The 25,735-nt window shown below is 60.4% G+C and carries 25 protein-coding genes and 1 pseudogene; 17 read left to right on the plus strand and 9 right to left on the minus strand.

The genetic code is table 11. From position 1 onward, the window contains the following. Window positions 1–142 precede the first annotated feature (142 nt). Together LOY56_RS07110 and LOY56_RS07115 are read right to left on the minus strand one after the other, a co-directional pair. Complete coding sequence (locus tag LOY56_RS07110) at window positions 143–472, minus strand: EscU/YscU/HrcU family type III secretion system export apparatus switch protein (RefSeq protein ID WP_258620733.1); 330 nt, start codon at window positions 470–472, stop codon at window positions 143–145. Beyond that, complete coding sequence (locus tag LOY56_RS07115; protein ID WP_258620734.1) at window positions 469–2,043, minus strand: flagellar hook-length control protein FliK; 1,575 nt, start codon at window positions 2,041–2,043, stop codon at window positions 469–471. Before LOY56_RS07115 ends, LOY56_RS07110 begins: the two co-directional genes overlap by 4 nt. A gap of 198 nt (window positions 2,044–2,241) precedes the next feature. On the opposite strand from LOY56_RS07115, the gene ccmA reads away from it, so the two are divergent. From ccmA to LOY56_RS07175, 12 genes are all read left to right on the plus strand, one after another. Continuing rightward, on the plus strand, window positions 2,242–2,877 hold the full coding sequence (ccmA, locus tag LOY56_RS07120; RefSeq protein ID WP_205887229.1) for a cytochrome c biogenesis heme-transporting ATPase CcmA: 636 nt from the start codon (window positions 2,242–2,244) through the stop codon (window positions 2,875–2,877). After that, window positions 2,874–3,542 (plus strand): heme exporter protein CcmB, encoded by a 669-nt coding sequence (ccmB, locus tag LOY56_RS07125; protein ID WP_105339828.1) that lies wholly within the window; start codon window positions 2,874–2,876, stop codon window positions 3,540–3,542. The genes ccmA and ccmB overlap by 4 nt, the downstream gene beginning before the upstream one ends. 76 nt (window positions 3,543–3,618) lie before the next feature. Next, on the plus strand, window positions 3,619–4,374 hold the full coding sequence (locus LOY56_RS07130) for a heme ABC transporter permease (protein WP_258620735.1): 756 nt from the start codon (window positions 3,619–3,621) through the stop codon (window positions 4,372–4,374). Continuing rightward, complete coding sequence (gene ccmD, locus LOY56_RS07135) at window positions 4,371–4,547, plus strand: heme exporter protein CcmD (RefSeq protein WP_258620736.1); 177 nt, start codon at window positions 4,371–4,373, stop codon at window positions 4,545–4,547. The genes LOY56_RS07130 and ccmD overlap by 4 nt, the downstream gene beginning before the upstream one ends. Beyond that, window positions 4,544–4,999, plus strand: coding sequence for a cytochrome c maturation protein CcmE (ccmE, locus tag LOY56_RS07140; protein WP_258620737.1), 456 nt, complete (start codon window positions 4,544–4,546; stop codon window positions 4,997–4,999). Before ccmD ends, ccmE begins: the two co-directional genes overlap by 4 nt. 3 nt (window positions 5,000–5,002) lie before the next feature. After that, window positions 5,003–7,006, plus strand: a complete 2,004-nt coding sequence (locus LOY56_RS07145) for a heme lyase CcmF/NrfE family subunit (protein WP_258620738.1) — start codon at window positions 5,003–5,005, stop codon at window positions 7,004–7,006. Then, a complete protein-coding gene (locus LOY56_RS07150; protein ID WP_258620739.1) occupies window positions 7,003–7,539 on the plus strand; it encodes a DsbE family thiol:disulfide interchange protein in 537 nt (178 codons plus the stop codon). Before LOY56_RS07145 ends, LOY56_RS07150 begins: the two co-directional genes overlap by 4 nt. Further along, the gene (locus LOY56_RS07155; RefSeq protein ID WP_258620740.1) at window positions 7,536–8,009 is read left to right on the plus strand and encodes a cytochrome c-type biogenesis protein; all 474 of its coding nucleotides are present in this window, start codon (window positions 7,536–7,538) and stop codon (window positions 8,007–8,009) included. Before LOY56_RS07150 ends, LOY56_RS07155 begins: the two co-directional genes overlap by 4 nt. Next, window positions 8,002–9,204 carry a c-type cytochrome biogenesis protein CcmI gene (gene ccmI / locus LOY56_RS07160; RefSeq protein WP_258620741.1) on the plus strand — a complete coding sequence of 401 codons (1,203 nt, stop codon included), beginning with the start codon at window positions 8,002–8,004 and terminating at the stop codon, window positions 9,202–9,204. Before LOY56_RS07155 ends, ccmI begins: the two co-directional genes overlap by 8 nt. Before the next feature lie 14 nt (window positions 9,205–9,218). After that, the gene (locus tag LOY56_RS07165; protein ID WP_258620742.1) at window positions 9,219–9,623 is read left to right on the plus strand and encodes a hypothetical protein; all 405 of its coding nucleotides are present in this window, start codon (window positions 9,219–9,221) and stop codon (window positions 9,621–9,623) included. A 272-nt stretch (window positions 9,624–9,895) separates the two neighbouring features. Next, entirely contained in the window at window positions 9,896–10,108 is a 213-nt protein-coding gene (locus LOY56_RS07170) for a type II toxin-antitoxin system HicA family toxin (protein ID WP_258620743.1), read from the plus strand. Continuing rightward, window positions 10,108–10,512 (plus strand): type II toxin-antitoxin system HicB family antitoxin, encoded by a 405-nt coding sequence (locus tag LOY56_RS07175; protein WP_258620744.1) that lies wholly within the window; start codon window positions 10,108–10,110, stop codon window positions 10,510–10,512. The genes LOY56_RS07170 and LOY56_RS07175 overlap by 1 nt, the downstream gene beginning before the upstream one ends. Before the next feature lie 123 nt (window positions 10,513–10,635). Here the strand turns inward: LOY56_RS07175 and LOY56_RS07180 are convergent, their stop codons facing one another. From LOY56_RS07180 to mnmC, 5 genes and pseudogenes are all read right to left on the minus strand, one after another. Next, entirely contained in the window at window positions 10,636–11,841 is a 1,206-nt protein-coding gene (locus LOY56_RS07180) for an MFS transporter (protein ID WP_258620745.1), read from the minus strand. Window positions 11,842–11,979: 138 nt separating this feature from the next. Next, window positions 11,980–13,171, minus strand: a pseudogene (locus LOY56_RS07185) (osmoprotectant NAGGN system M42 family peptidase). Window positions 13,172–13,311: 140 nt separating this feature from the next. After that, window positions 13,312–15,057, minus strand: coding sequence for an N-acetylglutaminylglutamine synthetase (ngg, locus tag LOY56_RS07190; RefSeq protein WP_258620746.1), 1,746 nt, complete (start codon window positions 15,055–15,057; stop codon window positions 13,312–13,314). A 3-nt stretch (window positions 15,058–15,060) separates the two neighbouring features. Further along, the gene (locus LOY56_RS07195; RefSeq protein WP_258620747.1) at window positions 15,061–16,833 is read right to left on the minus strand and encodes an N-acetylglutaminylglutamine amidotransferase; all 1,773 of its coding nucleotides are present in this window, start codon (window positions 16,831–16,833) and stop codon (window positions 15,061–15,063) included. 124 nt (window positions 16,834–16,957) lie between these two features. Next, entirely contained in the window at window positions 16,958–18,940 is a 1,983-nt protein-coding gene (mnmC, locus tag LOY56_RS07200; RefSeq protein ID WP_258620748.1) for a bifunctional tRNA (5-methylaminomethyl-2-thiouridine)(34)-methyltransferase MnmD/FAD-dependent 5-carboxymethylaminomethyl-2-thiouridine(34) oxidoreductase MnmC, read from the minus strand. A 164-nt stretch (window positions 18,941–19,104) separates the two neighbouring features. On the opposite strand from mnmC, the gene pap reads away from it, so the two are divergent. Next, on the plus strand, window positions 19,105–20,628 hold the full coding sequence (gene pap, locus LOY56_RS07205) for a polyphosphate:AMP phosphotransferase (protein WP_258620749.1): 1,524 nt from the start codon (window positions 19,105–19,107) through the stop codon (window positions 20,626–20,628). A gap of 84 nt (window positions 20,629–20,712) precedes the next feature. Here the strand turns inward: pap and LOY56_RS07210 are convergent, their stop codons facing one another. Continuing rightward, entirely contained in the window at window positions 20,713–20,898 is a 186-nt protein-coding gene (locus tag LOY56_RS07210) for a DUF6316 family protein (RefSeq protein WP_258620750.1), read from the minus strand. A 201-nt stretch (window positions 20,899–21,099) separates the two neighbouring features. On the opposite strand from LOY56_RS07210, the gene LOY56_RS07215 reads away from it, so the two are divergent. After that, window positions 21,100–22,059, plus strand: coding sequence for a DMT family transporter (locus tag LOY56_RS07215; protein ID WP_258620751.1), 960 nt, complete (start codon window positions 21,100–21,102; stop codon window positions 22,057–22,059). Between the two features lie 120 nt (window positions 22,060–22,179). Here LOY56_RS07215 and LOY56_RS07220 read toward each other — a convergent pair whose 3' ends face one another. Next, window positions 22,180–23,574, minus strand: a complete 1,395-nt coding sequence (locus LOY56_RS07220) for a class II fumarate hydratase (protein ID WP_258622580.1) — start codon at window positions 23,572–23,574, stop codon at window positions 22,180–22,182. Between the two features lie 192 nt (window positions 23,575–23,766). On the opposite strand from LOY56_RS07220, the gene LOY56_RS07225 reads away from it, so the two are divergent. From LOY56_RS07225 to LOY56_RS07235, 3 genes are all read left to right on the plus strand, one after another. After that, window positions 23,767–24,291 carry a DUF2059 domain-containing protein gene (locus LOY56_RS07225; protein WP_054593477.1) on the plus strand — a complete coding sequence of 175 codons (525 nt, stop codon included), beginning with the start codon at window positions 23,767–23,769 and terminating at the stop codon, window positions 24,289–24,291. 12 nt (window positions 24,292–24,303) lie between these two features. Then, window positions 24,304–24,615, plus strand: coding sequence for a BolA family transcriptional regulator (locus LOY56_RS07230; protein WP_258620752.1), 312 nt, complete (start codon window positions 24,304–24,306; stop codon window positions 24,613–24,615). A gap of 163 nt (window positions 24,616–24,778) precedes the next feature. Next, window positions 24,779–25,720 (plus strand): rhodanese-related sulfurtransferase, encoded by a 942-nt coding sequence (locus tag LOY56_RS07235; protein ID WP_258620753.1) that lies wholly within the window; start codon window positions 24,779–24,781, stop codon window positions 25,718–25,720. Window positions 25,721–25,735 lie beyond the last annotated feature (15 nt).

Genomic DNA, 25,735 nt, shown 5'->3' on the forward strand with positions numbered 1-25,735 from the left:
CAGCCTCGTTGCATTCGACAGCGCCTACATTGGAGATCGTTCCCACGCTCTGCGTGGGAACGCCTCTTGGGACGCTCTGCGTTCCGCTGTTGTGTGACGCAGAGCGTCACGGGCCGCATTCCCACGCAGAGCATGGGAACGATCAGTAGTCATCCCCGCGCTCGGTAATATCCTTCTCTACCATCACCGCTTCTGGATCATGCCCCTCAGGAAATTTACCCTTCAAATTCCACGCAAACGCAATGATCTCTGCAATCGTGCGATACAACTCCTCTGGAATACTCTCCCCCAATTCCATCCGCGCCAGCAGTTTCACCAGTTCGGCGTTTTCGTAGATCGGCACTTCATAATCGCGGGCAATCCTCAGAATTTCTTCAGCCAGTTCTTCGTCGCCCTTGGCGGTGAGGGTCGGGGCATGGCTGCCGTCGTATTTGAGGGCGATGGCCTGGCGTGGTGCGGTGGATTCGTTCATGCGGTTTCGTCGACCCAGCGTTGTTCGAGGCGGGTTTGAGGGCCTTGTGGCGGTGTGCCGAGGTGGCAATCCAGATCGCCGACGGTCAGGCCTGATGCCAGCAGGCGTTCGCGCAGCGCGGCCAGATTGCTTTCGATCAGGCTCGCGGTGTACGGCCGTTCGGCCCACAGCTGACTGGAGAGGCTGCCTTTGATCAGCTGAGCCTGAATCTGTAATGGCCCTAACGGCTCCATGTCGAACGCCAGTTCGACCCGCCACAACTGTTGCTTGGGTTCGCGTTCATCGCGGCGCTCGTGAGGTTGTTCTTTTTCGGGCGCTTCTTCGCGCTGGAATTTGACCTGCAACGGCACGATGTCCTGCAGGTTGCGCAGGGGGATTTCCAGTTGCCAGGTGTTGAGCAGGCGACCATCGTCGGTGACGCCGGTCTGTTCCAGGCTCGACAGTTGATGGCTTTGCAGGCGTGAAACGGCCGCCGCTGCCAGGCGCAGCAAATGCTCCAGATCGCCTTCGCCGTCCTGACTTTGCAGGAGTCGCTCGGGGAGCGGAAAACGGGTCGGCAATGGTTTGGCGCTGACCTGGCCGAGCATACCGAGGGCGCTGCGCACGAAGCTCGGCAGCGCTTGCGCCAGTGTATTGGCGGCGATAATCGCATTGAGATTGGTGTTGGTCGGCAGGCTCGGCGTCAATTGTGCGATCAGCTTGAGCAGGTCGCCCTTCAGGTCAGGCGTCAGCGTCGGGTTTTGTCCGGTCAGCAGTTTCGCTTCAAGGAACAAGCCGCTGTTGGCCAACGCCTGGGCCAGACCTTTGGGCGTGCTCAGTTGCTGAACATCTGGCAGGCCGGCGAGCAATTTATCCACGGCGGCGCGCAGGTCGCTGGAGGTCTGCTCCGACGGCGGCAGGTTTTGCAGGACTTTTAGCAAGCCATCCAGAGAACCCTGGCGACTTTGCTGGCTGAGCAATTGTTGCGTCACCGCCAACTGTTCCTGGCGGCTGCTTAACGGGACGAATTTCAGGGTCTGGGTGTCTTGGACCAAGGCACTCAACAAGGTGCCGATGCGCAGTGGCGTCGGGCTGTCGATGCTCAGCGTGCTGCCGCTCAGCGCGGTGTTGAGCAGGCTCACCATCGAGCGAAACACCGTGGGCTGACCCGGCACCTGCGGCATTGCCTGAGCGGTCAGCACTTTGCCTTGCAGCAACGTCCCGATCGGCAGTTGCGCCGTGTCGATGCGGGTGAGGGTCGCGACGCTGGAGGCGATGGCCTGTTGCACCGTGACCGCCAAATTGCCCGCCGATGGCTGGGTGATCGCCAGGCGGGTGCCTTGAGGTAACGGCTGGGTGCTGGTCACCTGGACCGTGGTCTGGCGGCCGCTGTCGAGGGTAACTTTGAGCAGCAATTGAAAGGTCTGATCCGACTGCTTGAGCGACAGCACTTCGGCCTTGGCGGTTTGACCGGCGGTGATCAGGCCTTCCATCGGCGTCAGCAACTTGAGCAACTCACCGCTGATCACTAGCGGGCGTGAAGTCGCAGGCGTGGTCGGCGGGAGCGCAAGGATGTTCATTTCGCCTGTCATATACGGTCACAACCTGTGGAAATTGCGCTCTTTAGAGTCGGGCATGGCATGTATAATGCCGCCCGTCTTTCGGGGAGCGATGAAAACATTGCAATTGTTTTGACGCAGCTCTCTAAAACAGGCCGCCAATGCATCTATCCTGCATCTCTTTAGCGGCCACTCCACTGCCGACTTGAACCGCAAAAGGCCCGTGATCTCTTGACCAGTCCTGTCCTGCAAACCGTTGCCCTTGCCTGCGAGCGAGACCTTCGGCTGCTCTTCGAAAATCTCGAATTGAGACTGGCCAGTGGCGAAATGTTGCAGATCAGCGGCCCCAACGGCAGTGGCAAGACCAGTCTTTTACGTTTGCTTTGCGGTTTGATGCACCCGACCGCCGGTCAAGTATTGCTCAACGGCCAGCCACTGAACGAGCAACGCAGCGAACTGGCGCGCAACCTGTTGTGGATCGGCCACGCCGCCGGCATCAAGGACCTGCTGACCCCCGAGGAAAACCTCAGTTGGCTCTGCGCCCTGCATCAACCGGCCTCCCATGAGGCGATCTGGCAGGCGCTGGCGGCTGTGGGGCTGCGCGGTTTCGAGGATGTTCCCTGTCACACCCTGTCTGCCGGCCAGCAACGGCGCGTGGCCTTGGCGCGGTTGTACCTGGACAGTCCGCCGCTGTGGATCCTCGATGAGCCGTTCACCGCGCTGGACAAACAAGGCGTGGCGCAACTCGAAGAACACCTGGCGGCGCATTGCGAGCGGGGCGGCATGGTGGTCCTGACCACGCACCACACCCTGACCCGGATGCCGGCCGGCTACCGCGACATTGATTTGGGGAACTGGGCCGTATGAGTGTTTTCGGCCTGTTGGTCGCCCGCGAGGCACGTTTGCTGTTCCGCCGTCCTGCCGAATTGGCGAATCCGCTGGTGTTCTTCGCCATCGTCGTCTCTTTGTTCCCGTTGGCGGTCGGCCCCGAGACTCAATTGTTGCAAACCTTGTCCCCAGGGCTGGTCTGGGTGGCAGCACTTTTATCGGTTTTGCTCTCGCTGGACGGGCTTTTCCGCAGTGATTTCGAAGACGGGTCGCTTGAGCAGTGGGTCCTTTCGTCGCACCCCCTGCCTCTTCTGGTGCTGGCCAAGGTGCTGGCACACTGGGCCTTTTCCGGCCTGGCGCTGGTTTTACTCGCACCCTTGCTGGCGTTGATGCTCGGTTTGCCGGCCGCCTGTCTGCCGGTGTTGCTGCTTTCTTTATTGCTGGGTACACCGGTGCTGAGTCTGCTCGGTGCGGTAGGCGCGGCATTGACGGTCGGATTGAAGCGCGGCGGCCTGTTGCTGGCGTTGTTGATTCTGCCGCTGTACATCCCGGTGTTGATTCTCGGCAGTGGCGCCTTGCAGGCGGCATTGCAGGGCATGCCGGCGACCGGTTATCTCTTGTGGCTTGGTAGCCTGACCGCCCTGGCGATAACCCTGACACCTTTTGCAATAGCCGCTGGCCTGAAGATCAGCGTCGGCGAATAATGAGGTCTGATCAAATTTTGATCAGTAAAGACCCTGGCTGTGCGTGACAATGCACAGCAACCGTGATGGAAACAGTATGAACTGGACGTGGTTTCACAAGCTCGGCTCGCCCAAATGGTTCTACGGCATCAGCGGCAAACTGCTGCCGTGGCTGAGCGCCGCGGCGTTGCTGCTGATCAGCATCGGCGTGATCTGGGGGCTGGCCTTCGCGCCGCCGGACTACCAGCAAGGTAACAGCTTTCGGATCATCTATATCCACGTCCCGGCCGCCATGCTGGCGCAGTCCATCTACGTGATGCTGGCCGTGTGCGGCATCGTCGGGCTGGTCTGGAAGATGAAGCTGGCCGACGTCGCCCTGCAATGCGCCGCGCCGATCGGTGCCTGGATGACCGCCGTGGCGCTGGTCACCGGGGCAATCTGGGGCAAGCCGACCTGGGGTTCGTGGTGGGTCTGGGATGCGCGACTTACGTCCATGTTGATTCTGCTGTTTCTGTACTTCGGTCTTATTGCGCTGGGCAACGCCATCAGCAATCGTGACAGTGCGGCCAAGGCCTGCGCGGTGCTGGCGATCGTCGGCGTGATCAACATCCCGATCATCAAATACTCGGTGGAGTGGTGGAACACCCTGCACCAGGGCGCGACGTTCACTCTCACTGAAAAACCGGCGATGCCAGTCGAAATGTGGCTGCCATTGCTGCTGACGGCGCTGGGTTTTTACTGTTTCTTCGGCGCGGTGCTGTTGCTGCGCATGCGCCTTGAAGTGCTCAAGCGCGAAGCTCGGGCGAGCTGGGTGAAAACCGAAGTGCAGAACAGTCTGGAGGCCGCGCGATGAGTTTCGCTTCATTCGGCGACTTTCTCGCCATGGGCCATCACGGCCTGTATGTCTGGTCAGCCTATGGCATTAGCCTGGCGGTGCTGGCCCTCAACGTGGCGGCGCCGATCCTGGCCCGCAAGCGGTATCTGCAACAAGAGGCGCGTCGTCTGCGTCGGGAGAACGTCCAGTGAATCCGCTGCGTAAAAAGCGTCTTGTCATCATTTTTGCGATCCTGGTCGGTGTCGGCGCTGCCGTTGGCCTGGCCTTGAGCGCCTTGAAGCAGAACATCAATCTGTTCTATACCCCGACCCAGATCGCCAACGGTGAAGCGCCGCAAGACACGCGCATTCGGGCGGGCGGCATGGTCGAGAAAGGTTCGCTGCAACGTTCCGGCGATTCCCTGGACGTGAAATTCATCGTCACCGACTTCAACAAATCCGTGACCATCAGCTATCGCGGCATCCTGCCGGACCTGTTCCGCGAAGGGCAGGGCATCGTCGCGCTCGGCAAGCTCAACGCCGACGGCGTGGTGGTGGCCGACGAAGTGCTGGCCAAGCACGATGAAAAGTACATGCCGCCGGAAGTGACCAAGGCCTTGAAAGACAGCGGCCAGTCGGCACCCACTCCCGCGAAAGAGGGCTAACTGATGACATCTGCACTTTATAGTTCAGGGCTGTTTATTCCTGAACTCGGCCACCTGGCGATGATCCTCGCGCTGTGTTTCGCGCTGGTGCAGGCCGTGGTGCCATTGCTCGGTGCATGGCGCGGCGACCGTTTGTGGATGAGCCTGGCCCAGCCGGCCGCATGGGGGCAGTTCGCGTTTCTGCTGTTCGCTTTCGGTTGTCTGACTTATGCGTTCATGGCGGACGACTTTTCCGTCGCTTACGTGGCCAGCAACTCCAACAGCGCCTTGCCGTGGTACTACAAATTCAGCGCCGTATGGGGCGCTCACGAAGGTTCGTTGCTGCTGTGGGCACTGATCCTCGGCGGCTGGACCTTCGCGGTGTCGGTGTTCTCCCGGCAATTGCCGCAAGTGATGCTGGCTCGGGTGCTGGCGGTGATGGGCATGATCAGCAGCGGTTTTCTGCTGTTCCTGATCGTCACGTCCAACCCGTTTTCGCGCATCCTGCCGCAGATGCCAGCGGATGGTCGGGACCTTAATCCACTGCTGCAAGACATTGGCCTGATCGTTCACCCGCCGATGCTGTACATGGGTTACGTCGGTTTCTCCGTGGCGTTTGCCTTCGCCATCGCCGCACTGCTGGGCGGTCGTCTCGATGCGGCATGGGCGCGCTGGTCCCGTCCGTGGACGATCGTCGCCTGGGCCTTCCTTGGTATCGGTATTACGTTGGGTTCCTGGTGGGCTTATTACGAACTCGGCTGGGGCGGCTGGTGGTTCTGGGATCCGGTGGAAAACGCATCCTTCATGCCTTGGCTGGTGGGCACGGCGCTGATTCACTCGTTGGCGGTCACGGAAAAACGTGGCGTGTTCAAGAGCTGGACGGTGTTGCTGGCCATCGCCGCGTTCTCGTTGAGTTTGCTTGGCACCTTCCTCGTGCGTTCCGGCGTGTTGACCTCGGTTCACGCCTTTGCGTCCGACCCTGAGCGCGGCGTGTTCATCCTGATATTCCTGCTGTTCGTGGTCGGTGGTTCGCTGACGCTGTTCGCCCTGCGCGCGCCGGTGGTCAAGAGCCACGTCGGCTTCAACCTCTGGTCCCGGGAAACCCTGCTGCTGGGCAATAACCTGGTGCTGGTGGTGGCCGCTTCGATGATCCTGCTCGGCACCTTGTACCCGCTGATTCTCGATGCGATGACCGGCGCCAAGCTGTCGGTCGGCCCGCCGTACTTCAACGCGCTGTTCATTCCGTTGATGGCGATACTGTTGGCAGTGATGGCGGTCGGCATGCTGGTGCGCTGGAAAGACACCCCGGTCAAATGGCTGATGGGCATGTTAACCCCGGTCCTGCTCGGTAGCGCCGCGCTGGCCGTGGTGGCCGGCGTCGCTTACGGCGATTTCAACTGGGCGGTGCTGGCGACGTTCATGCTCGCTGCCTGGGTATTGCTGGCCGGTGTGCGGGATATCTTCGACAAGACCCGTCACAAAGGCCTGATCAAAGGTCTGCCAACCTTGACCCGCAGCTATTGGGGCATGCAAATCGCGCATTTGGGCATTGCCGTGTGCGCGCTGGGTGTCGTGTTGTCCAGCCAGAACAGTGCCGAGCGCGATCTGCGCCTAGCGCCGGGTGAGTCCATGAGCCTGGCCGGTTATCAATTTGTGTTCGAAGGCGCCAAGCACTACGAAGGGCCGAACTTCACTTCCGACAAGGGCACCATCCGGGTGATCCGCAATGGCAAGGAAATCAGCGTGCTGTACCCGGAAAAACGCCTCTACACCGTGCAAAACTCGGTGATGACCGAAGCCGGGATCGACGCCGGTTTTACCCGTGACCTTTACGTCGCATTGGGTGAGCCGCTGGGCGAGGGCGCCTGGGCGGTCCGCGTGCACGTCAAACCGTTCGTGCGCTGGATCTGGTTCGGTGGGTTGCTCACGGGGCTCGGCGGGTTGCTGGCGGCGCTGGATCGTCGTTATCGGGTCAAGGTGAAAAGCCGCGTGCGTGAAGCGCTCGGCATGACGGGAGCCACCGCATGAGACGTTGGTTGATGCTGTTGCCACTGGCGATTTTTCTGGTGGTCGCTGTTTTTCTGTATCGAGGTCTGTACCTGGACCCGGCCGAACTGCCTTCGGCAATGATCAACAAACCGTTCCCGGAGTTTTCGCTGCCCTCGGTGCAGGGTGACAAAACCCTGACCAAAGCGGACCTACTGGGTAAACCGGCATTGGTCAATGTCTGGGGCACCTGGTGCATTTCCTGCCGGGTCGAGCACCCGGTGCTGAACAAGTTGGCTCAGCAAGGCGTGGTGATCTACGGCGTCAACTACAAGGACGTCAACACCGATGCCCTGAAATGGCTGGCCGAGTTCCACAATCCCTATCAACTGGACATCCGTGACGATGCTGGCACCCTGGGCCTGAACCTCGGCGTGTACGGCGCACCGGAAACCTTCTTCATCGACGCCAAGGGCATCATCCGCGACAAATTTGTCGGGGTGATCGACGAGCAAGTCTGGCGTGAAAAACTGGCGGCCAAGTATCAGGCGCTGGTCGATGAGGCCAAGCCATGAAGCGCTGGATTGCCGCCGTCGTTCTGGGCTTGAGCATGGCTGGTGTGGCCCACGCGGCCATCGACACCTATGAGTTCGCCAAAGAAAGTGACCGAGAGCGTTTTCGCGAGCTGACCAAAGAGCTGCGTTGCCCCAAGTGCCAGAATCAGGACATCGCCGATTCCAACGCGCCGATCGCCGCCGACCTGCGCAAAGAAATTTTCCGCATGCTCGGCGAGGGCAAGGACAACCAGCAGATCATCGATTTCATGGTCGACCGCTACGGTGACTTCGTCCGCTATAAACCCGCCTTGAACGCTAAAACCGCTTTGCTCTGGTTCGGTCCCGCCGGCCTGTTGCTGGGCGGCTTTGTGCTCATCGCCGTGATCGTCCGCCGTCGTCGCGTGCAACGCACTGACAGCCCGGACGGGCTTTCTGCCGAGGAGCGCGAGCGCCTCGACCACCTGTTGGATAAAACCAAGCATGATTGATTTCTGGCTCGCTGCAGGTCTGTTGCTCCTGGTTGCCCTGAGTTTTCTACTGATCCCCGTTCTGCGTGGTCGCCGCGCTCAGCTTGAAGAGGACCGCACGGCACTGAACGTCGCGCTTTATCAGGAGCGCGTGGCTGAGTTGCAGACTCAGCAGGAAGAGGGCGTGCTCAATGCCGAGCAAATGGACACTGGCCGCGCCGAAGCCGCCCGTGAACTGCTCGCCGACACCGAAGGCGTCGAGGCGCCACGGGTGTCGCGTCTGGGCAAGCCGTTGCCCTTGCTGGCGGCGATTCTGGTGCCGGTGTTGGGCCTTGGGCTGTACCTGCATTTCGGCGCCAGCGACAAAGTCGAGCTGACTCGCGAATTCGCCCAGGCGCCGCAGTCGATGGAAGAAATGACTCGCCGCCTGGAGCGTGCGGTTGCCGCCCAACCGGATTCGGCCGAAGGCCTGTACTTCCTCGGTCGCACCTACATGGCTCAGGACCGTCCGGGCGATGCGGCGAAGATCTTCGAACGCACCGTGGCCCTGGCCGGTCGTCAGCCGGAACTGCTTGGACAGTGGGCTCAGGCGCAATACTTCGCCGATGGTAAAAAGTGGTCGGACAAGGTCCAGGCTTTGACCGATGAAGCGTTGAAAACCGATCCAAAGGAAGTCACCAGCCTCGGTCTGCTGGGCATCGCGGCCTTTGAAGGCGAGCGTTACCAGGACGCCATCGACTATTGGAATCGCCTGCTGACGCAACTGCCGCCGGATGATAAATCCCGCGTCGCGCTGCAAGGCGGCATTACTCGGGCCGCCGAGAAACTCGAAGCCAGCGGTGGCAAGGTTGCCCGGGCGCCTGCGGCCAAAGCTGCAGCGCTGCTCAAAGTGCAAGTCGATCTGGCGCCAGAGCTCAAAGCCAAGGTCCAGCCGGGCGACAGTGTGTTCATTTTCGCCCGTGCCCTCTCCGGCCCGCCCGCGCCGCTGGCTGCCAAGCGTCTGACCGTTGCCGACTTGCCGGCAACCGTCGAACTGGGGGATGCCGATGCCATGATGCCGCAATTGAAACTGTCGAACTTCCCTGAAGTCCAACTGGTTGCGCGCATCTCCCGCGCCGGCCAACCGACTGCCGGCGAATGGATCGGTCGCAGCCAACCCTTGGCCACCAGCACCACCGCGCCACAAAAACTGACCATCGACAGCCCGGATAAATAACAGGAAACGCCAACATGACCGCCATCGCTCGTATCACGCTCCTCAGTATGGTTTTGGGGCTAAGCGCCTGTGCGGTCCAGCAGCCCGAGCCTGAACGGCTGCCGCCGATCCCGCCTTCGCAACCGAGCACCAAACCGGCCCCAACGATCAAACCGAGCAAACCAGGCACCCCGGTCAAACCCTCGAAGCCAGTGCCACGCACCTCCGCCAGCTTCGCCCCGCCACCGGGGGGCAATAGCCATTGGGACGCGAAACTCGGTGTTTACGTCCTCGATGATCAAACCAACACCTTCTACCGCCAGCGCACCTACTACCGCTGGAACAACGGCTGGAGCCGCTCGATCAGCCCCAACGGGCCGTGGGAAGAGACGGACATCCATGGCGTGCCGGGTGGGTTGGGCAGACAATTCGGGCAGTGAATGGAAACGGCGATCTGAGGATCGCCGTTTTGCTTTTTGGGGTTTGTGATAGGCGATTAAAGAATCGCTCGATAGTGGGTCAACGCCTTGCTCGACTGAATCAGGCCTTGGCGAAAGAGCAGGTCAAGATAGGTGCCGACATCCATTGGCGGCATCTTAATCGGCAAAATCAACACCCTGTAAAACAACCGAGCGTCGTGATCCGGATTTTTGTGCTTGAGTAAATATAACTCTAGAGTTATTTTTGTCGGGCCGGAGCAAGGAGGCTGGTGGTGCAGAGCAGGTTATTGATCAAGGAACTGATAGAGGCGGGCTGGACACTGGACCGGGTCACCGGCAGTCATCACCTCTTCACTCACCGTTACAACCCTTACACGATACCCGTCCCTCATCCGAAGAAGGATTTGCCGATCGGGACGATCAAAAGCATCAGGAGGCGAGCCGGGCTTTATTGCCCGGGAGCCAGTTTGGCAGGAGATCCATAATGCAATACCCAATCTGTATCGAGTGGGGCGACGAGAACACCGCCATCGGTATTCAGATCCCCGATATTCCGGGTGCCGTAACGGCCGGGGATACGTTTGAAGATGCTTACAATGCGGCGGTTGAAATTGCCCACATCATGCTGCAGGAGATCATGGCAGACGGGGAGTCCATTCCTATGCCGACCTCAGCGGCTGCGCACCGCGAGAATCCGGAATTTGCCGACATGGGTTGGGGGATGCTGGAACTCGACATCTCGCCGTATCTGGGCAAGACCGAGAAGGTCAACGTGACGCTGCCTGGCTACGTGATCCAGCGCATTGACCGCTATGTGCGAGAGCACAATGTCAAAAGCCGCTCCTCCTTTCTCGCGGATGCGGCAATGGAGAAGCTGATTCGACATTGAGTGGTATCAGTCGAATCGCCTTCGCGGGCAAGTCGGGTCGCGCACCGCTCGCTCCGGGATTAATGTAAGGCCCGTAGGAGCGAGCGGTGCGGCGATCCGATTTGCCCGCGAAGCTTTTAGCGCTTAAGCCGTTGCCAACGAACGCCTCTGCGAAACACTCAAAAACCGCAACAACGCCAACAGTGGAAACGCACTGCCCACAATCACAATCCACAACCAGCCGCCATGCTCATACACCGCGCTGGCCAACGATGAACCGAATGCGCCACCGATAAAGATGCTGGTCATGTACAGCGCGTTCAGACGACCGCGGCTTTTGGCGTCAAGGGCATAGACCGCGCGCTGGCCGAGGACCATGTTCATCTGCACGCAGAAATCCAGCACCACCCCCGTCACCGCCAGGCCGATCACGCTGTAGACCGGGTGGATGAAGGTGGGCAGAAAGCTCAGGCTGGCGAATAGCAGGGCCAGCAGCGAGGCGATGCGGGTATGGCCGGCATCGGCCAGTCGACCGGCGATGGGCGCGGCAATCGCGCCGATGGCGCCGACCAGGGCGAAAATCGCTATCTGGGTTTGCGACAAGCCATGATTGCGTGCCAGTTCCAGCGGCACCGCCGTCCAGAACAGGCTGAAGGTGGCGAACATGCAGGCTTGGTAAAACGCGCGCTGACGCAACACCGGCTGCTGACGCAACAATGTCCAGAGCGAACCCAACAACTGGCCATAAGAAGCGCTGTGATCAGGCTGGCGCTTGGGAATGGTCAGGGCCAGCACGATGCTGATTGCCGCCATCAATACCGCAGCGATGATGAACATCGCACGCCAGCCGAAGTGGTCGGCTATGACGCTGGACACCGGTCGAGCCAGCAGAATCCCCAGCAGCAAACCACCCATGATGCCGCCGACCACGCGGCCGCGTGATTCTTCCGGCGCCAGGTGGGCGGCCAGTGGAATCAGGATCTGCACCGATACCGAGCTGAACCCCACCAGCAACGAGATCAGCAGAAACACGTTTGGCTGATCGGTGAATGCCGCGCCCAGCAGACTGGCAATCGCCACCACGGTGGTAATGATCATCAAGCGGCGGTTTTCCAGCAGGTCACCCAGCGGCACCAAAAAAAACAGGCCCAGCGCATACCCGATCTGCGTGAGCGAAACGATCAGGCTGGCCATGGTATCGGTCAGGCCGATATCCGGTGCGATCAGGCCGATGATCGGCTGGGCGTAGTAAATGTTGGCCACGATAGCGCCGCAGCAGAAGGCGAAGAGCAGCACCATGCCTCGGGTCATTGTCGCGGCACCGTGGGGCACCTGAGTCGCGGGGTTCATAACGGGTCTCGCTGAACAAGAAGAATGCGCAGAGGCTAATCGGCTGGCTGGAGCGGCGGAAGAGGGATTGAAGTGATAGTCATTATTCCTGTGCGCAATTGTACAGGGTGTGTCTGTTTGGCCGATGAAGTTTGCGACTCAGCTTTCCGACCGCGGCCCCACCAGGCTATCCACCGATGGCACCCGGGTATCGCTTTCCATCTGTGTCTCGTGTTCGATCTGATGACTGAACCGGTCCAGCGATCCCGTGCTCGGTTGAGCATCGCTGTCGAACACTGGCGGGCTGAGGATGTAGGCGCCAAGCAGGCGGCTGAGGGCGGCGAGGCTGTCGATGTGGGTGCGTTCATAGCCGTGCGTCGCATCGCAACCGAAGGCCAGCAGGGCGGTGCGAATATCGTGGCCGGCTGTGACGGCTGAATGAGCATCGCTGAAGTAATAACGGAACAGGTCGCGGCGCACTGGCAGTTCGTTGTCGCTGGCGAGGCGCAGCAGGTGGCGTGACAGGTGATAGTCATAAGGCCCGCCGGAATCCTGCATTGCCACACTCACCGCGTGTTCACTGGAATGCTGGCCGGGCGCGACCGGCGCGATGTCGATGCCGACGAATTCGCTGACATCCCAAGGCAGGGCCGCCGCCGCACCGCTACCGGTTTCTTCGGTGATGGTGAACAGCGGATGGCAGTCGATCATCAATGCTTCACCGCTGTCGACAATCGCTTTCAGTGCCGCCAGCAGCGCGGCAACGCCAGCCTTGTCATCGAGGTGACGGGCGCTGATGTGGCCGCTTTCGGTGAACTCCGGCAACGGGTCGAAGGCGACGAAATCACCGACGCTGATCCCCAGCGAATCGCAATCGGCGCGGGTGGCGCAGTAGGCGTCAAGGCGCAATTCGATGTGGTCCCAGCTGATCGGCATTTCATCCACGGCGGTGTTGAACGCGTGCCCGGAAGCCATCAGCGGCAACACGCTGCCACGGATCACGCCGTTGTCGGTGAACAGACTGACGCGGCTGCCCTCGGCAAAACGGCTGGACCAGCAACCGACCGGCGCCAAGGTCAGGCGGCCGTTATCCTTGATCGCGCGGACCGCCGCGCCAATGGTGTCCAGGTGGGCGGAGACCGCGCGGTCCGGGCTGTTTTTTCTTGCCTTTGAGAGTGGCGCGGAGGGTACCGCGACGGGTCATCTCAAAGGGAATGCCCAGCTCTTCGAGGCGTTCGGCGACGTAACGCACGATGGTGTCGGTGAACCCGGTGGGGCTGGGAATGGCGAGCATTTCCAGCAGGACTTTTTGCAGGTAATTGAGATCCGGTTCGGGCATTTTGCGGGTCATGGAAACTCCTGATGAAGTGAGAGCTGATCGTTCCCACGCTCTGCGTGGGAATGCAGCCAGGGACGCTCTGCGTCCCAAGCGATTGCTGCGCGTCCGAGGAGTCATTCCCACGCGGGAGCGTGGGAACGATCATGAGGGGGCTAGACCACCGGCTGACTATGCGCAAACAACAAATCCACAAACCGCTCGGCCGTCGGCTGCGGTTCATGGTTGGCCAGCCCGGCGCGCTCATTGGCTTCGATAAACACATACTCCGGCTGATCAGCGGCCAGCACCATAAGGTCGAGCCCGACCATCGGAATATCCAGCGCCCGCGCCGCGCGTACCGCCGCATCCACCAAGGCCGGATGCAGGATTGCAGTCACATCCTCAAGAATGCCGCCGGTATGAAGGTTCGCCGTGCGCCGCACGAACAGATGCTCGCCGGCCGGCAGAATGCTGCTGTAGTCATAACCCGCAGCCTGCAACGTGCGCTGGGTCTCATGGTCCAGCGGAATCTTGCTTTCACCGCTGGTCGCCGCCTGACGGCGACGGCTCTGGGCCTCGATCAGCACGCCGATGGAATGCTGACCATCGCCCACCACTTCCGCCGGCCGGCGAATGGCGGCCGCGACCACCTCGAAGCCGATCACCAGAACCCGCAAGTCGAGGCCTTCGTGAAAGCTTTCCAGCAGTACTCGACTATCGAATTTACGAGCGCTTTCGATGGCTTGCCGGACCTCATCGAGGGTGCGTAAATCCACCGCCACACCTTGGCCCTGTTCACCGTCCAGCGGTTTGACCACCACCCGTTCGTGCTCGTCGAGAAACGCCAGATTGTCGTCCGCGCTCCCCGCCCGTTGTTGGGCGGGCAGCTTGAGACCGGCGTTTTTCAGCACCTTGTGGGTCAGGCTTTTGTCTTGGCATAACGTCATGCTGATGGCACTGGTCAGGTCGCTCAGGGATTCGCGACAACGCACCCGACGACTGCCGTGAATCAAGGTGAACAGGCCGGCTTGCGCGTCATCCACCTGCACTTCAATACCGCGCCGGTGAGCCTCCTCGACGATGATTCGCGCATATGGATTGAACTCGGCTTCGGGGCCAGGGCCGAGGAACAATGGTTGGTTGATACCGTTCTTGCGCTTGATGGCGAAGGTCGACAAGGCGCGAAAACCGAGCTTGGCGTAAAGACTTTTCGCCTGACGGTTGTTGTGCAGCACCGACAGGTCCAGGTAGCTCAGCCCACGGCTCATGAAGTGTTCGATCAAGTGCCGCACCAGCACTTCACCGACGCCTGGGCGGGAACATTGCGGATCGACCGCCAGGCACCACAGGCTGCTGCCGTTTTCCGGGTCGTTGAAGGCTTTGTGATGATTCAGGCCCATGACACTGCCGATGATCGCGCCGCTGTCCTCATCTTCGGCCAGCCAATAAACCGGGCCGCCCTGGTGATGAGGCGTCAGCAAACTCGCATCAATCGGCAGCATGCCGCGTGCCTGATACAGCTGATTGACGGCCTGCCAGTCCGCTTCGCTTTGCGCCCGACGTATGCGAAAACCGCGAAACACCCGGGTGGCCTGGCGGTAATCGCTGAACCACAGGCGCAACGTGTCGGACGGGTCGAGAAACAGCTGAGCCGGCTCCAGCCCCAGCACTTGCTGGGGAGCGGCCACGTACAAGGCGATGTCCCTCTCACCGGGCTGCTCATTGAGCAGCTCTTGGGCAAGGCTCGCCGCATCGGGAAAAGTATGGCCGATCAGCAACCGCCCCCAGCCGCAATGCACCGCGATTGGCGCGGCGCCCAATTCACTGCCGTCTTCGGCCAGACGCGCCTGCAAACGTTCGTAGGAGGGCGCCTGACCGCGCAACAAGCGTTGGCTGTAAGCCGTGGCGTGAGGTTTCATCGATCAGATTCCTTGTTCACTGAGCCACAGGTTCAGGGCTGCCAATTGCCACAGCTTGGAGCCGCGCAACGGAGTCAGTTGACCTTGCGGATCGGTCAGCAGGCGGTCGAGCATGGCGGGGTTGAACAGGCCACGATCCTGACTCGGATCGAGCAGCAGTTCACGTACCCAATTCAGCGTGTCGCCCTGCAAATGCTTGAGGCCGGGGACCGGGAAGTAACCCTTTTTGCGGTCGATCACTTCACTCGGAATGACCAGCCGCGCCGCTTCTTTCAAGACGTGCTTGCCGCCATCCGGCAATTTGAATTTACCCGGTACTCGCGCCGACAACTCCACCAGGCGATAGTCGAGAAACGGCGTACGCGCTTCCAGGCCCCAGGCCATGGTCATGTTGTCGACCCGCTTGACCGGGTCATCCACCAGCATCACGGTGCTGTCCAGACGCAGGGCTTTGTCCACGGCTGCGTCGGCGCCGGGCTGAGCGAAATGTTCCTTCACGAAGTCGCCGGCCGCGTCGTTAGCCGTCAACCATTTAGGCTGCACCGTGGCGGCGTAGTCGGCGTAGCTGCGGTCGAAAAACGCATCGCGATACGCGGCATACGGATCGCTCGCACCGTCCACCTGCGGATACCAGTGATAACCGGCGAACAATTCGTCCGCGCCCTGACCGCTTTGCACCACCTTGCAGTGCTTGGCCACTTCGCGAGACAGCAGATAGAACGCGATGCAGTCATGGCTGACCATCGGCTCGCTCATGGCGCGGAACGCCGCGGGCAGTTGCTCGATGATCTCTTTCTCGTCGATGCGCAGTTGATGGTGTTGGGTGCCGTAGTGTTTGGCGATCAAGTCCGAGTACTGAAACTCGTCACCGCGCTCGCCGCCGGCATCCTGGAAACCGATGGAAAAGGTCGATAAGTCTTCGACCCCGACTTCGCGCAACAGGCCCACCAACAGACTCGAATCGACGCCGCCGGAAAGCAGCACGCCGACATCCACCGCCGCCCGCTGACGGATCGTCACCGCTTCACGGGTGCTGTCGAGCACGCGGTCGCGCCAGTCTTCGAGAGTCAGGTTCAGCTCGTCGGCGTGTGGGCCGTAGGGCAGGGTCCACCAGGTTTTCTGCTCGGTGGTGCCGTCTGCGTCGATGCGCATCCAGCTCGCCGGGGGCAGCTTTTCGATGCCCGCCAGCAACGTGCGCGGGGCCGGGACCACCGCATGGAAGTTCAGATAGTGATTGAGCGCCACCGGATCGAGGATCGGGTTGATGTCGCCGCCCTTGAGCAATGCCGGCAGAACCGAGGCAAAGCGCAGGCGTTGACCGGTGCGCGACAGGTACAACGGCTTTACGCCGAGACGGTCGCGGGCAATGAATAAACGCTTGGCGTCGCGCTCCCAAATCGCGAAGGCGAACATGCCGTTGAGTTTGGGCAACAGGGCTTCGCCCCAGGCGTGATAACCCTTGAGCAGCACTTCGGTGTCGCCGCCGGAATAGAAGGCGTAACCGAGGCTTTCCAGCTCGGTGCGCAGTTCCGGGAAGTTGTAGATCGCGCCGTTGAAGGCCAGGGACAGGCCCAATTGGTTGTCGATCATCGGCTGTGCCGAGCCGTCCGACAAGTCCATGATTTTCAGGCGCCGATGGCCCAGGGCAATCGGCCCCTGGCTGTGGAAGCCCCACGCATCAGGACCGCGAGGGGCCAGGTGATGGGTGATTCGTTCAATGGCTGCGAGGTCCGCAGGTTGATGGTCGAAACGTAATTCTCCAGCTAATCCGCACATAAGTCCTTACCGGTTTTTCCGTTGGGGAGGGTCAATCGGTACCTCGCCAAAAACGGCGGGTACCCGGAAACATGACCCATGTGAATCCCTGGAGTTTTAGACCGATAAGTTATAAGGCTACGCGTCAGGCTTTTCCGCGGATCAATTGGCGCAAGGCAAAACGGTTGGGATGGCAAGCCTCAGCCACCGCTTTCGGCAAGGGCAAAGGTTCGTTCTCAAGCCATGCCGCCAACAGCTCACCAGACAGTGGCGCGGTGATCAAACCGCGAGAACCGTGACCGCTATTGACGTAAAACCCCTCGAGCCATGGGCAGGGAGCATCGGGCACTTGCCGGGCATCTTTGCTCAGTGCGGCATAGGCCTCGGCGAAGGCGACTTGTTCAGCCAACGGTCCGACGATCGGCAGGTAATCCGGGCTGGTACAGCGGAATGCCGCGCGCCCTTCAAGCTGTTGCGGGTCCAGGTCTGGAACATGCAGACGGGCGACCAGGTCAGTGGATATTTCCTCGAGCAACGCCAGGTTGCCGAGATGTTCGGCGACGGTCGGGGTCAGCTCATCGCTTTTGAAATCGAAGCTGGCGCCGAGTGTGTGTTCGCCCAAGCGTGCGGGTGCCACGTAGCCTTCAGCGCAGACGACGGTCGCCAGGCTCTGGCTTTCGGGGGTTTGCGCCAGTCGGGTGATCTGGCCGCGAATGCGTTTGAGGGGCAGGTCGGCGCTGTGTGGAAAACGCTTGATCTCGGCGGCACCGGCCAGAATCACCACGGGCGCGCTGGCCAGCAGTGCATCACCGTCCCAGGCCTGCCACTGATCATCGACCTTGCGCAGTTCCAGCACCTCGCGATGGGGCAGCCACTGGATGTTCGTGGAGGACGCCTGCCACTGGCACAACGCGGGCGGATGAACCCAGCCGCCTTCAGGGTAGAACAAGCCGCCGTGCGCCAATTCGATGCCGGCCCTGGCTTGGGCCTGGGGTTGATCGAGCGGGTGCACCAGGCTCGGTGAAAAGGCCGCGGCCAATTGCGCCTGACGCTCGGCTTCCTTGGCATTGAAGGCCAGTTGCAAGACTCCGCAATCGTCCCAGTCGACGCCACGCTGCAGCTGTTCGAGCAGACGTCGGGTGTAGCCAAAACCGCTGACGATCAATTGCGACAACGCGGTGCCATGGGCTGAAAGCTTGAGGTACAGCACGCCCTGAGGATTGCCCGAGGCTTCCTGCGCCAGTGCTTCGTGGCGGTCCAGCAAACTCACTTGCCAACCCCGCGCGGCGAGACTGGCGGCACTCGCGCAACCGGCCAGCCCGGCGCCGATCACCAAGGCGCGGCGTTCGCCGGTCAGCGGTTGTGGGCGAGCGAACCATGGTTTTGTCGCGGCAGGCAGGGCTACGTCTTCAGGCCAACCGAGGAACGTACCCCGCAGGATCTCCCATTTATGACCAATGCCTGGCGTGCGCTTCATCTTGAAGCCCGCCGCGTTCAACAGGCGGCGCACCCAGCCGGTGCTGGTGAAGGTGCTGATGGTCGAGCCGGGTGCCGCCAGGCGAGCCAGTTCGGCAAACAATTCGGCGGTCCACATGTCGGGGTTTCTCGCTGGAGCGAAACCGTCGAGAAACCAGGCGTCGATCTGCGCATCCAGTTGCGGCAATTGCTCAAGTGCATCGCCGATCAGCAAGGTCAGGGTGACGCGGCCGTTGTCCAGCACCAAGCGTTGAAAGCCTTGATGAATCGCCACGTATTGCGCCAGCAATTGATCGGCAAACGGCTTGAGCTCCGGCCATAAGGTCAAGGCCCGTTGCAGATCGGGCGCGCTCAGCGGGTATTTTTCGACGCTGACAAAATGCAGCCGCGCACCGGCCACCGCGTGCTGTTCGAACAACTGCCAGGCACAGAGAAAATTCAGCCCGGTGCCGAAACCGGTCTCGCCAATCACCAGTCGACCATCCACCGGCAAGGCGGCGAAGCGGTCACGCAAATCGTTTTGCTCCAGAAACACGTAACGGGTTTCTTCAAGGCCCGATAGGTCGGAAAAATACACATCATCGAACACCCGTGAACGCGGGCGACCTTGGTCGTCCCAGTCGAGCTGGGCGTGGGGCAATACAGGTTTCATGGCAGGCTCGGTAACGGCAAGGTGGCCATTCTAGCCGATCGCTGCTGCGGCGCTTGATCCATGGCAAGTGCCACAGGATTTGTATCAGCCTCAAAGACTGATTTGTCCTACACATGAGCAGTCAATCCGCTAGTCTTGCTCAATCCTGGAAGGAGCTGCTCTCTATGTTCGAATCCGCCGAAATCGGTCATGCCATCGACAAAGAAACCTATGACGCCGAAGTGCCGGCCTTGCGTGGGGCTTTGCTCGAAGCGCAGTTTGAACTCCGGCAGCAACAACGCTTTCCAGTGATCATTTTGATCAACGGCATCGAAGGCGCCGGCAAGGGCGAGACAGTCAAGCTGCTCAATGAATGGATGGACCCGCGTCTGATCGAGGTGCGCACGTTCGACCAGCAGACCGACGAAGAACTGGCGCGACCACCGGCCTGGCGCTACTGGCGGATGCTCCCGGCCAAGGGCCGCATGGGGATTTTCTTCGGCAACTGGTACAGCCAGATGCTGCAAGGACGGGTTCATGGTTTGTTCAAGGATCCGCGACTCGATCAAAGCATCAACGGGGCCGAGCGGTTGGAGAAGATGCTGTGCGACGAAGGCGCGTTGATCTTCAAGTTCTGGTTTCACCTCTCCAAAAAACAAATGAAAGCGCGGCTCAAGGCGCTGGCCGATGACCCGCTGCACAGCTGGCGCATCAGCCCGCTGGACTGGCAACAATCCGAGACTTACGACAAATTCGTGAAGTACGGCGAACGGGTGCTGCGCCGCACCAGCCGCGACTATGCGCCGTGGCATGTGATCGCCGGTGTGGATGCGCACTATCGCAGTCTGACGGTCGGCAAGATATTGCTCGAGGGCCTGCAGAGCGCGCTGAAGAGACCCAGGATTCACCCGCACAAAGTCAGCGCAGCGCCCTTGTTCCCCAGCGTCGATCAAGTGAATCTGCTCGACAGCCTGGACTTGACCCTGCAGCTGGACAAGGACGATTACGAAGAGCAACTGATTACCGAGCAGGCACGATTTTCCGGGCTGATGCGCGATAAACGCATGCGTCGCCACGCGTTGATCGCGTTGTTCGAAGGCAACGATGCGGCAGGCAAGGGCGGGGCAATCCGTCGGGTGGCCGCGGCGCTCGACCCACGTCAGTACGACATCGTGCCGATCGCCGCGCCTACCGAGGAGGAACGGGCGCAGCCATATCTCTGGCGTTTCTGGCGGCATATTCCGGCGCGGGGCAAATTCACTGTATTCGACCGTTCATGGTACGGTCGGGTGCTGGTGGAACGCATAGAAGGCTTTTGCAGCAAGGCGGACTGGATGCGCGCCTACGGTGAGATCAACGACTTCGAAGAGCAGATTGCCGATGCCGGCGTGATCGTGGTCAAGTTCTGGCTGGCCATCGACAAACAGACTCAGATGGAGCGATTCCAGGAGCGCGAAGAGATTCCCTTCAAGCGCTTCAAGATCACAGAAGACGACTGGCGCAATCGCGACAAATGGGACGATTACCGCGTCGCGGTCGGCGATATGGTCGATCGCACCAGCACCGAGATTTCGCCCTGGACGCTGGTGGAAGCCAACGACAAGCGTTGGGCGCGGATCAAGGTTCTGCGCACCCTCAATCAGGCGCTGGAAGAGGCCTTCGAAAAGTCCGACAAACGCGAGAAAAAACGGCAAAAACGCAAACGCTGAACCGATGGCTGCGGTGTTTGCCGAAGACGGCTCGGTGACCGCCGGCAATTCGTCGCCATTGTGCAAGTCACCTCGATGACATGCTCATGCACAAGATTGCATCCGCTCGATATACGCCCGAATCTCACGCACCGCTGCCTCCTGGTTTTCAAAAGGCCCCTCCAGCGTATGTTCCCGCGTGGTGAAATACAGCTCTCCATTCACACGACACAACCGGTCACACCGAAAGTGGGTGGCGGGGGCGTTGTCTTGGGCGCGCATGCCGTACATGGGCGATCTCCTGCGGGTGACGGTTTCAATGAGCTTATGCATGAACCACTTGCCACGCCTGGCCAGCTGATCGACGGCATGTCGTCAATTTCAGGGTGCGACCTGCACAGTTTCATTCGCGGCCCGTCGGCAACTGTCCCTGTGTCGCGCCCCGGTCTGAGCCTAGAATGACCGTTTTCGCCAATCGGCTTCGGGGTCAGCATGCATATTTCATCGGGTCGCTGGGTTTATGGTCTGTGCCTGGCCTTGCTGACCGCGTTGCTGTGGGGAATCCTGCCGATCAAGCTCAAGCAAGTGCTGCTGGTGATGGACCCGGTGACGGTGACCTGGTTTCGCCTGCTGGTGTCCGGCGGTTGCCTGTTCATTTATCTGGCAGCGACCCAACGCCTGCCGAGTCGCAAAGTTCTCGGCCCGCGCGGTGGCTGGCTGGTATTGATGGCGGTGCTCGGACTGGTCGGCAACTACGTGCTGTACCTGATGGGCCTGAACCTGCTCAGCGCCGGCACCGCGCAACTGGTGGTGCAAATGGGGCCAATCATGTTGCTGATCGCCAGTCTGTTCGTGTTCAAGGAGCGGTTCAGCGTGGGGCAGGGGATTGGCCTGTTGGTGCTGCTGATCGGCTTTGCGCTGTTCTTCAATCAGCGTTTGAGTGAGTTGCTCACCTCCCTGACCGATTACACCGCCGGTGTGCTGATGGTGCTGTTGGCATCCACGGTCTGGACCTTCTATGCCTTGGGCCAGAAGCAGTTGCTCACGGTGTGGAATTCGTTGCAGGTGATGATGGTGATTTACCTGTTCTGCGCCCTGTTGCTGACGCCATGGGTGCATCCGCTGGAAGCGCTGCAACTGAGCCCGCTGCAAGGCTGGTTGCTGCTGGCGTGCTGTTTGAACACGTTGATCGCTTATGGCGCCTTCGCCGAAGCGCTGGCCCATTGGGAGGCTTCGCGGGTCAGTGCGACGCTGGCGATCACGCCGCTGGTGACCTTTGCCGCCGTGGCCGTGGCTGCGTGGTTATGGCCGGCGTATGTGCAGTCCGAACAGATCAATGGCCTGGGTTATGGCGGTGCGGTGTTGGTGGTGTTTGGGTCGGCGCTGGTGGCGTTGGGGCCGTCGTTGATGGCGGGGCTCAGGGCCAGAAAGACCAAAATGGCGGTTGAATGATCGTTCCCACGCGCAGCAAAGGAATGCAGCCAGGGACGCTCTGCGTCCCAAGAGCGGACGCAGAGCGTCCATTGAGGCATTCCTTTGCTGCGCGTGGGAACGATCAGGGGTGGTGGCGATTCACCCCTGCTTGCCAGCCTCCAACATATCCTCCGGCCTTACCCACGCATCAAACTGTTCATCCGTCAGATACCCCAGCTGCAACGCCGCCTCGCGCAAGGTCAGCCCCTCGCTGTAAGCCTTCTTGGCAATCTCCGCCGATTTGTCGTAGCCGATGTGCGGGTTCAGCGCCGTCACCAGCATCAAGCCTCGCTCCAGATGCTCTGCCATTTTTTCAGCATCCGGTTCCAGCCCGGCGATGCAATGCTGCTGGAAGTTACTGCAGCCGTCGCCCAGCAAGCGGATCGATTGCAGCAGATTGTGGATGATCACCGGTTTGAACACGTTCAATTGCAGGTGGCCCTGACTGGCGGCAAAACCGATGGCGACGTCGTTGCCCAATACCTGACAGGCCAGCATCGACAGCGCTTCGCACTGGGTCGGGTTAACCTTGCCGGGCATGATCGAACTGCCCGGTTCATTGGCTGGCAGTTTCACTTCGGCAAACCCTGCTCGCGGCCCGGAGCCCAGCAGACGCAGATCGTTAGCGATTTTCATCAGGGTCACGGCAAGGGTTTTCAGTGCGCCGGAGAGGGTGACCAACGGTTCGTGACCAGCCAGGGCAGCGAATTTGTTATGGGCGGTCACGAACGGCAGGCCGGAGAGGGCGGCCAGTTCGGCCGCGATCGCTTCGCCAAACCCGTGGGGCGAGTTCAATCCGGTGCCCACCGCCGTGCCGCCCTGAGCCAGCTCACAGACGGCCGGCAACGCACTGCGGATCGCCCGCTCGGCGTAATCCAGTTGTGCGATGAACGCCGAGAGTTCCTGGCCGAAGGTAATCGGCGTGGCGTCCATCATATGGGTACGACCGGTCTTGACCAGTTTCATGTGCCGCGCGGACAACTCCGCCAACCCGCCAGACAACTCGCTGATCGCCGGCAGCAAATGCTGCTGCACCGCCTGAGCCGTCGCGATGTGCATGGCCGTGGGAAAGCAGTCGTTGGAACTCTGGGAACGGTTGACGTGATCGTTGGGGTGCACCGGAGTCTTGCCACCGCGCGGGTTGCCGGCCAGTTCGTTGGCGCGACCGGCGATCACTTCGTTGACGTTCATGTTGCTCTGGGTGCCGCTGCCGGTCTGCCAGACCACCAGCGGGAACTGGTCGTCGTGATCGCCGTCGAGCACTTCGTCGGCAGTCTGTTCGATCAGGCGGGCGATGTCGGCGGGCAGGTCGCCATTGCGATTGTTGACGCGCGCCGCGGCTTTCTTGATCAGGGCCAGGGCATGCAGCACCGCCAGCGGCATGCGCTCGTTGCCGATGGCGAAGTTGATCAGCGAGCGTTGCGTCTGAGCGCCCCAGTAAGCATCATCCGGGACTTCTACCTGGCCCAGGCTGTCGGTTTCGATACGGCTCATCATGCACACTCCTGTTGGTCTGATAGCGCAGTTTAGGCCGTGATCGCCGGCCGTGGTTCCATCAGTCTGGAATTTGACCGTTCACCCCCTCTAAATCAGGCGCGACAAGGCTTGGGGTTGAGTGACACACTTTTTTAGGTGCAGAATGGACGCCCTTGAGGTTTTGCCTCGCCTGCTAGAAAAGGAAACTCGATGACTCGTCTTCGTGCCATCTGTACCGCGGTTGCACTGGTTTGCGCCAGCGGCCAGGTTTTTGCCGATACCGCCAGCCACAACGCCAGTGCCGAAGCTTTCCTGACCCTGGCGCACGCTGACAAACTGGGCACTCCGGTGTATATGCAAGTGCAGCAAATGTTCGCTCAGCGCTTTGAACAGACCAAAGCCCCTGAATCGAAAAAAGCCTTGCTGGAAACCTACCAGGCCAAGGCCAACGCCGCTCTGGATCAAGCCATTGGCTGGAACAAGCTGAAGCCGGACATGGTCAAGCTCTACACCACCAACTTCAGCGAATCCGAACTCAAGGATCTGGTGGCGTTCTACCAGTCGCCACTGGGCAAGAAAGTCCTGGAGAAAATGCCGCAACTGACTCAGCAATCGGCCCAGATGACTCAAGCCAAGCTCGAAAGCGCGGTGCCTGTGGTCAACAAATTACTGGCTGACATGACGGCCGAGCTGACGCCGAAAGACGCGGCCGCTCCAGCCAAGAAAAAGCCATAAGCGGAGTTCGGGATGACCATGCAACAACGCATCGAATCGACGCTGGGGCTGCTACAGCCCGAGCACCTGCAAGTGCTGGATGAAAGCCACATGCACAGCCGTGGGTTACAGACCCACTTCAAGGCGATAGTAGTCAGCCAGCAGTTCGAAGGCCTCAATCGCGTCAAGCGTCACCAGAAGGTGTATGGCACTTTGGGCGAACTGATGGGCGAGTTCCATGCGTTGGCGCTGCATACCTACACGCCGCAAGAATGGGCACAGATCGACGCGGCCCCGGCCTCGCCGACCTGTGCGGGCGGAGAGAAGCAGCAAAAACAGCTTTAAGCTGCAAGCTGCAAGTTCAGGGTATCGTGCTTCTGGCTTGCCGCTTGAAGCTTGCCGCTAACCGCTGCTCCTTTGCTACAATCCGCAACGCGCCGCTCACCCGGCGCGTTTTTTTTCGCATCCGGTTCACCCCTTACGAGGGTAGCCACCTGGAGAATTACCCATGACACAACAGATTGTCGTGGCGGCACTGTATAAGTTCGTCACCCTGGAAGATTACGTCGCCCTGCGCGAGCCGCTGCTGCAAGCAATGGTCGACAACGGCATCAAAGGCACGCTGCTGATCGCCGAAGAAGGCATCAACGGCACTGTGTCCGGCAGCCGCGAAGGCATTGACGGGCTGATGGCCTGGCTCAAGAACGACCCACGCATGGACGACATCGACCACAAAGAGTCGTACTGCGATGATCAGCCGTTCTACCGCACCAAAGTCAAACTCAAGAAAGAAATCGTCACGCTGGGCGTTGAAGGTGTAGACCCGAATAAAAAGGTCGGCACCTATGTGGATCCGCAGAACTGGAATGCGCTGATCAGCGATCCTGAAGTGCTGTTGATCGACACCCGCAACGACTATGAAGTCTCGATTGGCACCTTCGAAGGCGCTATCGATCCGAAGACCACCAGTTTTCGCGAATTCCCTGACTACATCAAAGCCAATTTCGACCCGGCCGTGCACAAGAAAGTCGCGATGTTTTGCACCGGTGGTATTCGCTGCGAGAAGGCCTCGAGCTACATGCTCAATCAGGGGTTCGACGAGGTTTACCACCTCAAGGGCGGCATCCTGAAGTACCTCGAAGAGGTGCCTCAGGAAGAAACCAAATGGCAGGGCGACTGCTTCGTGTTCGATAACCGCGTGACCGTTCGTCACGACCTCAGCGAGGGCGACTACGATCAATGTCATGCCTGTCGTACGCCCGTCAGTGTGGAAGACCGTGCATCCGAGCATTATGTGGCCGGCATCAGTTGCCCGCATTGCTGGGATAAGCTGAGCGAGAAAACCCGTCGCAGTGCCATCGACCGGCAGAAGCAGATCGAACTGGCCAAGGCGCGCAACCTGCCGCACCCGATCGGTTACAACTACAAGCAAACTCCTTCCGAGGCTTGAACCATGTCTGCACGT

The sequence above is a fragment of the Pseudomonas sp. B21-048 genome (assembly GCF_024748615.1).
Lineage (GTDB): Bacteria > Pseudomonadota > Gammaproteobacteria > Pseudomonadales > Pseudomonadaceae > Aquipseudomonas.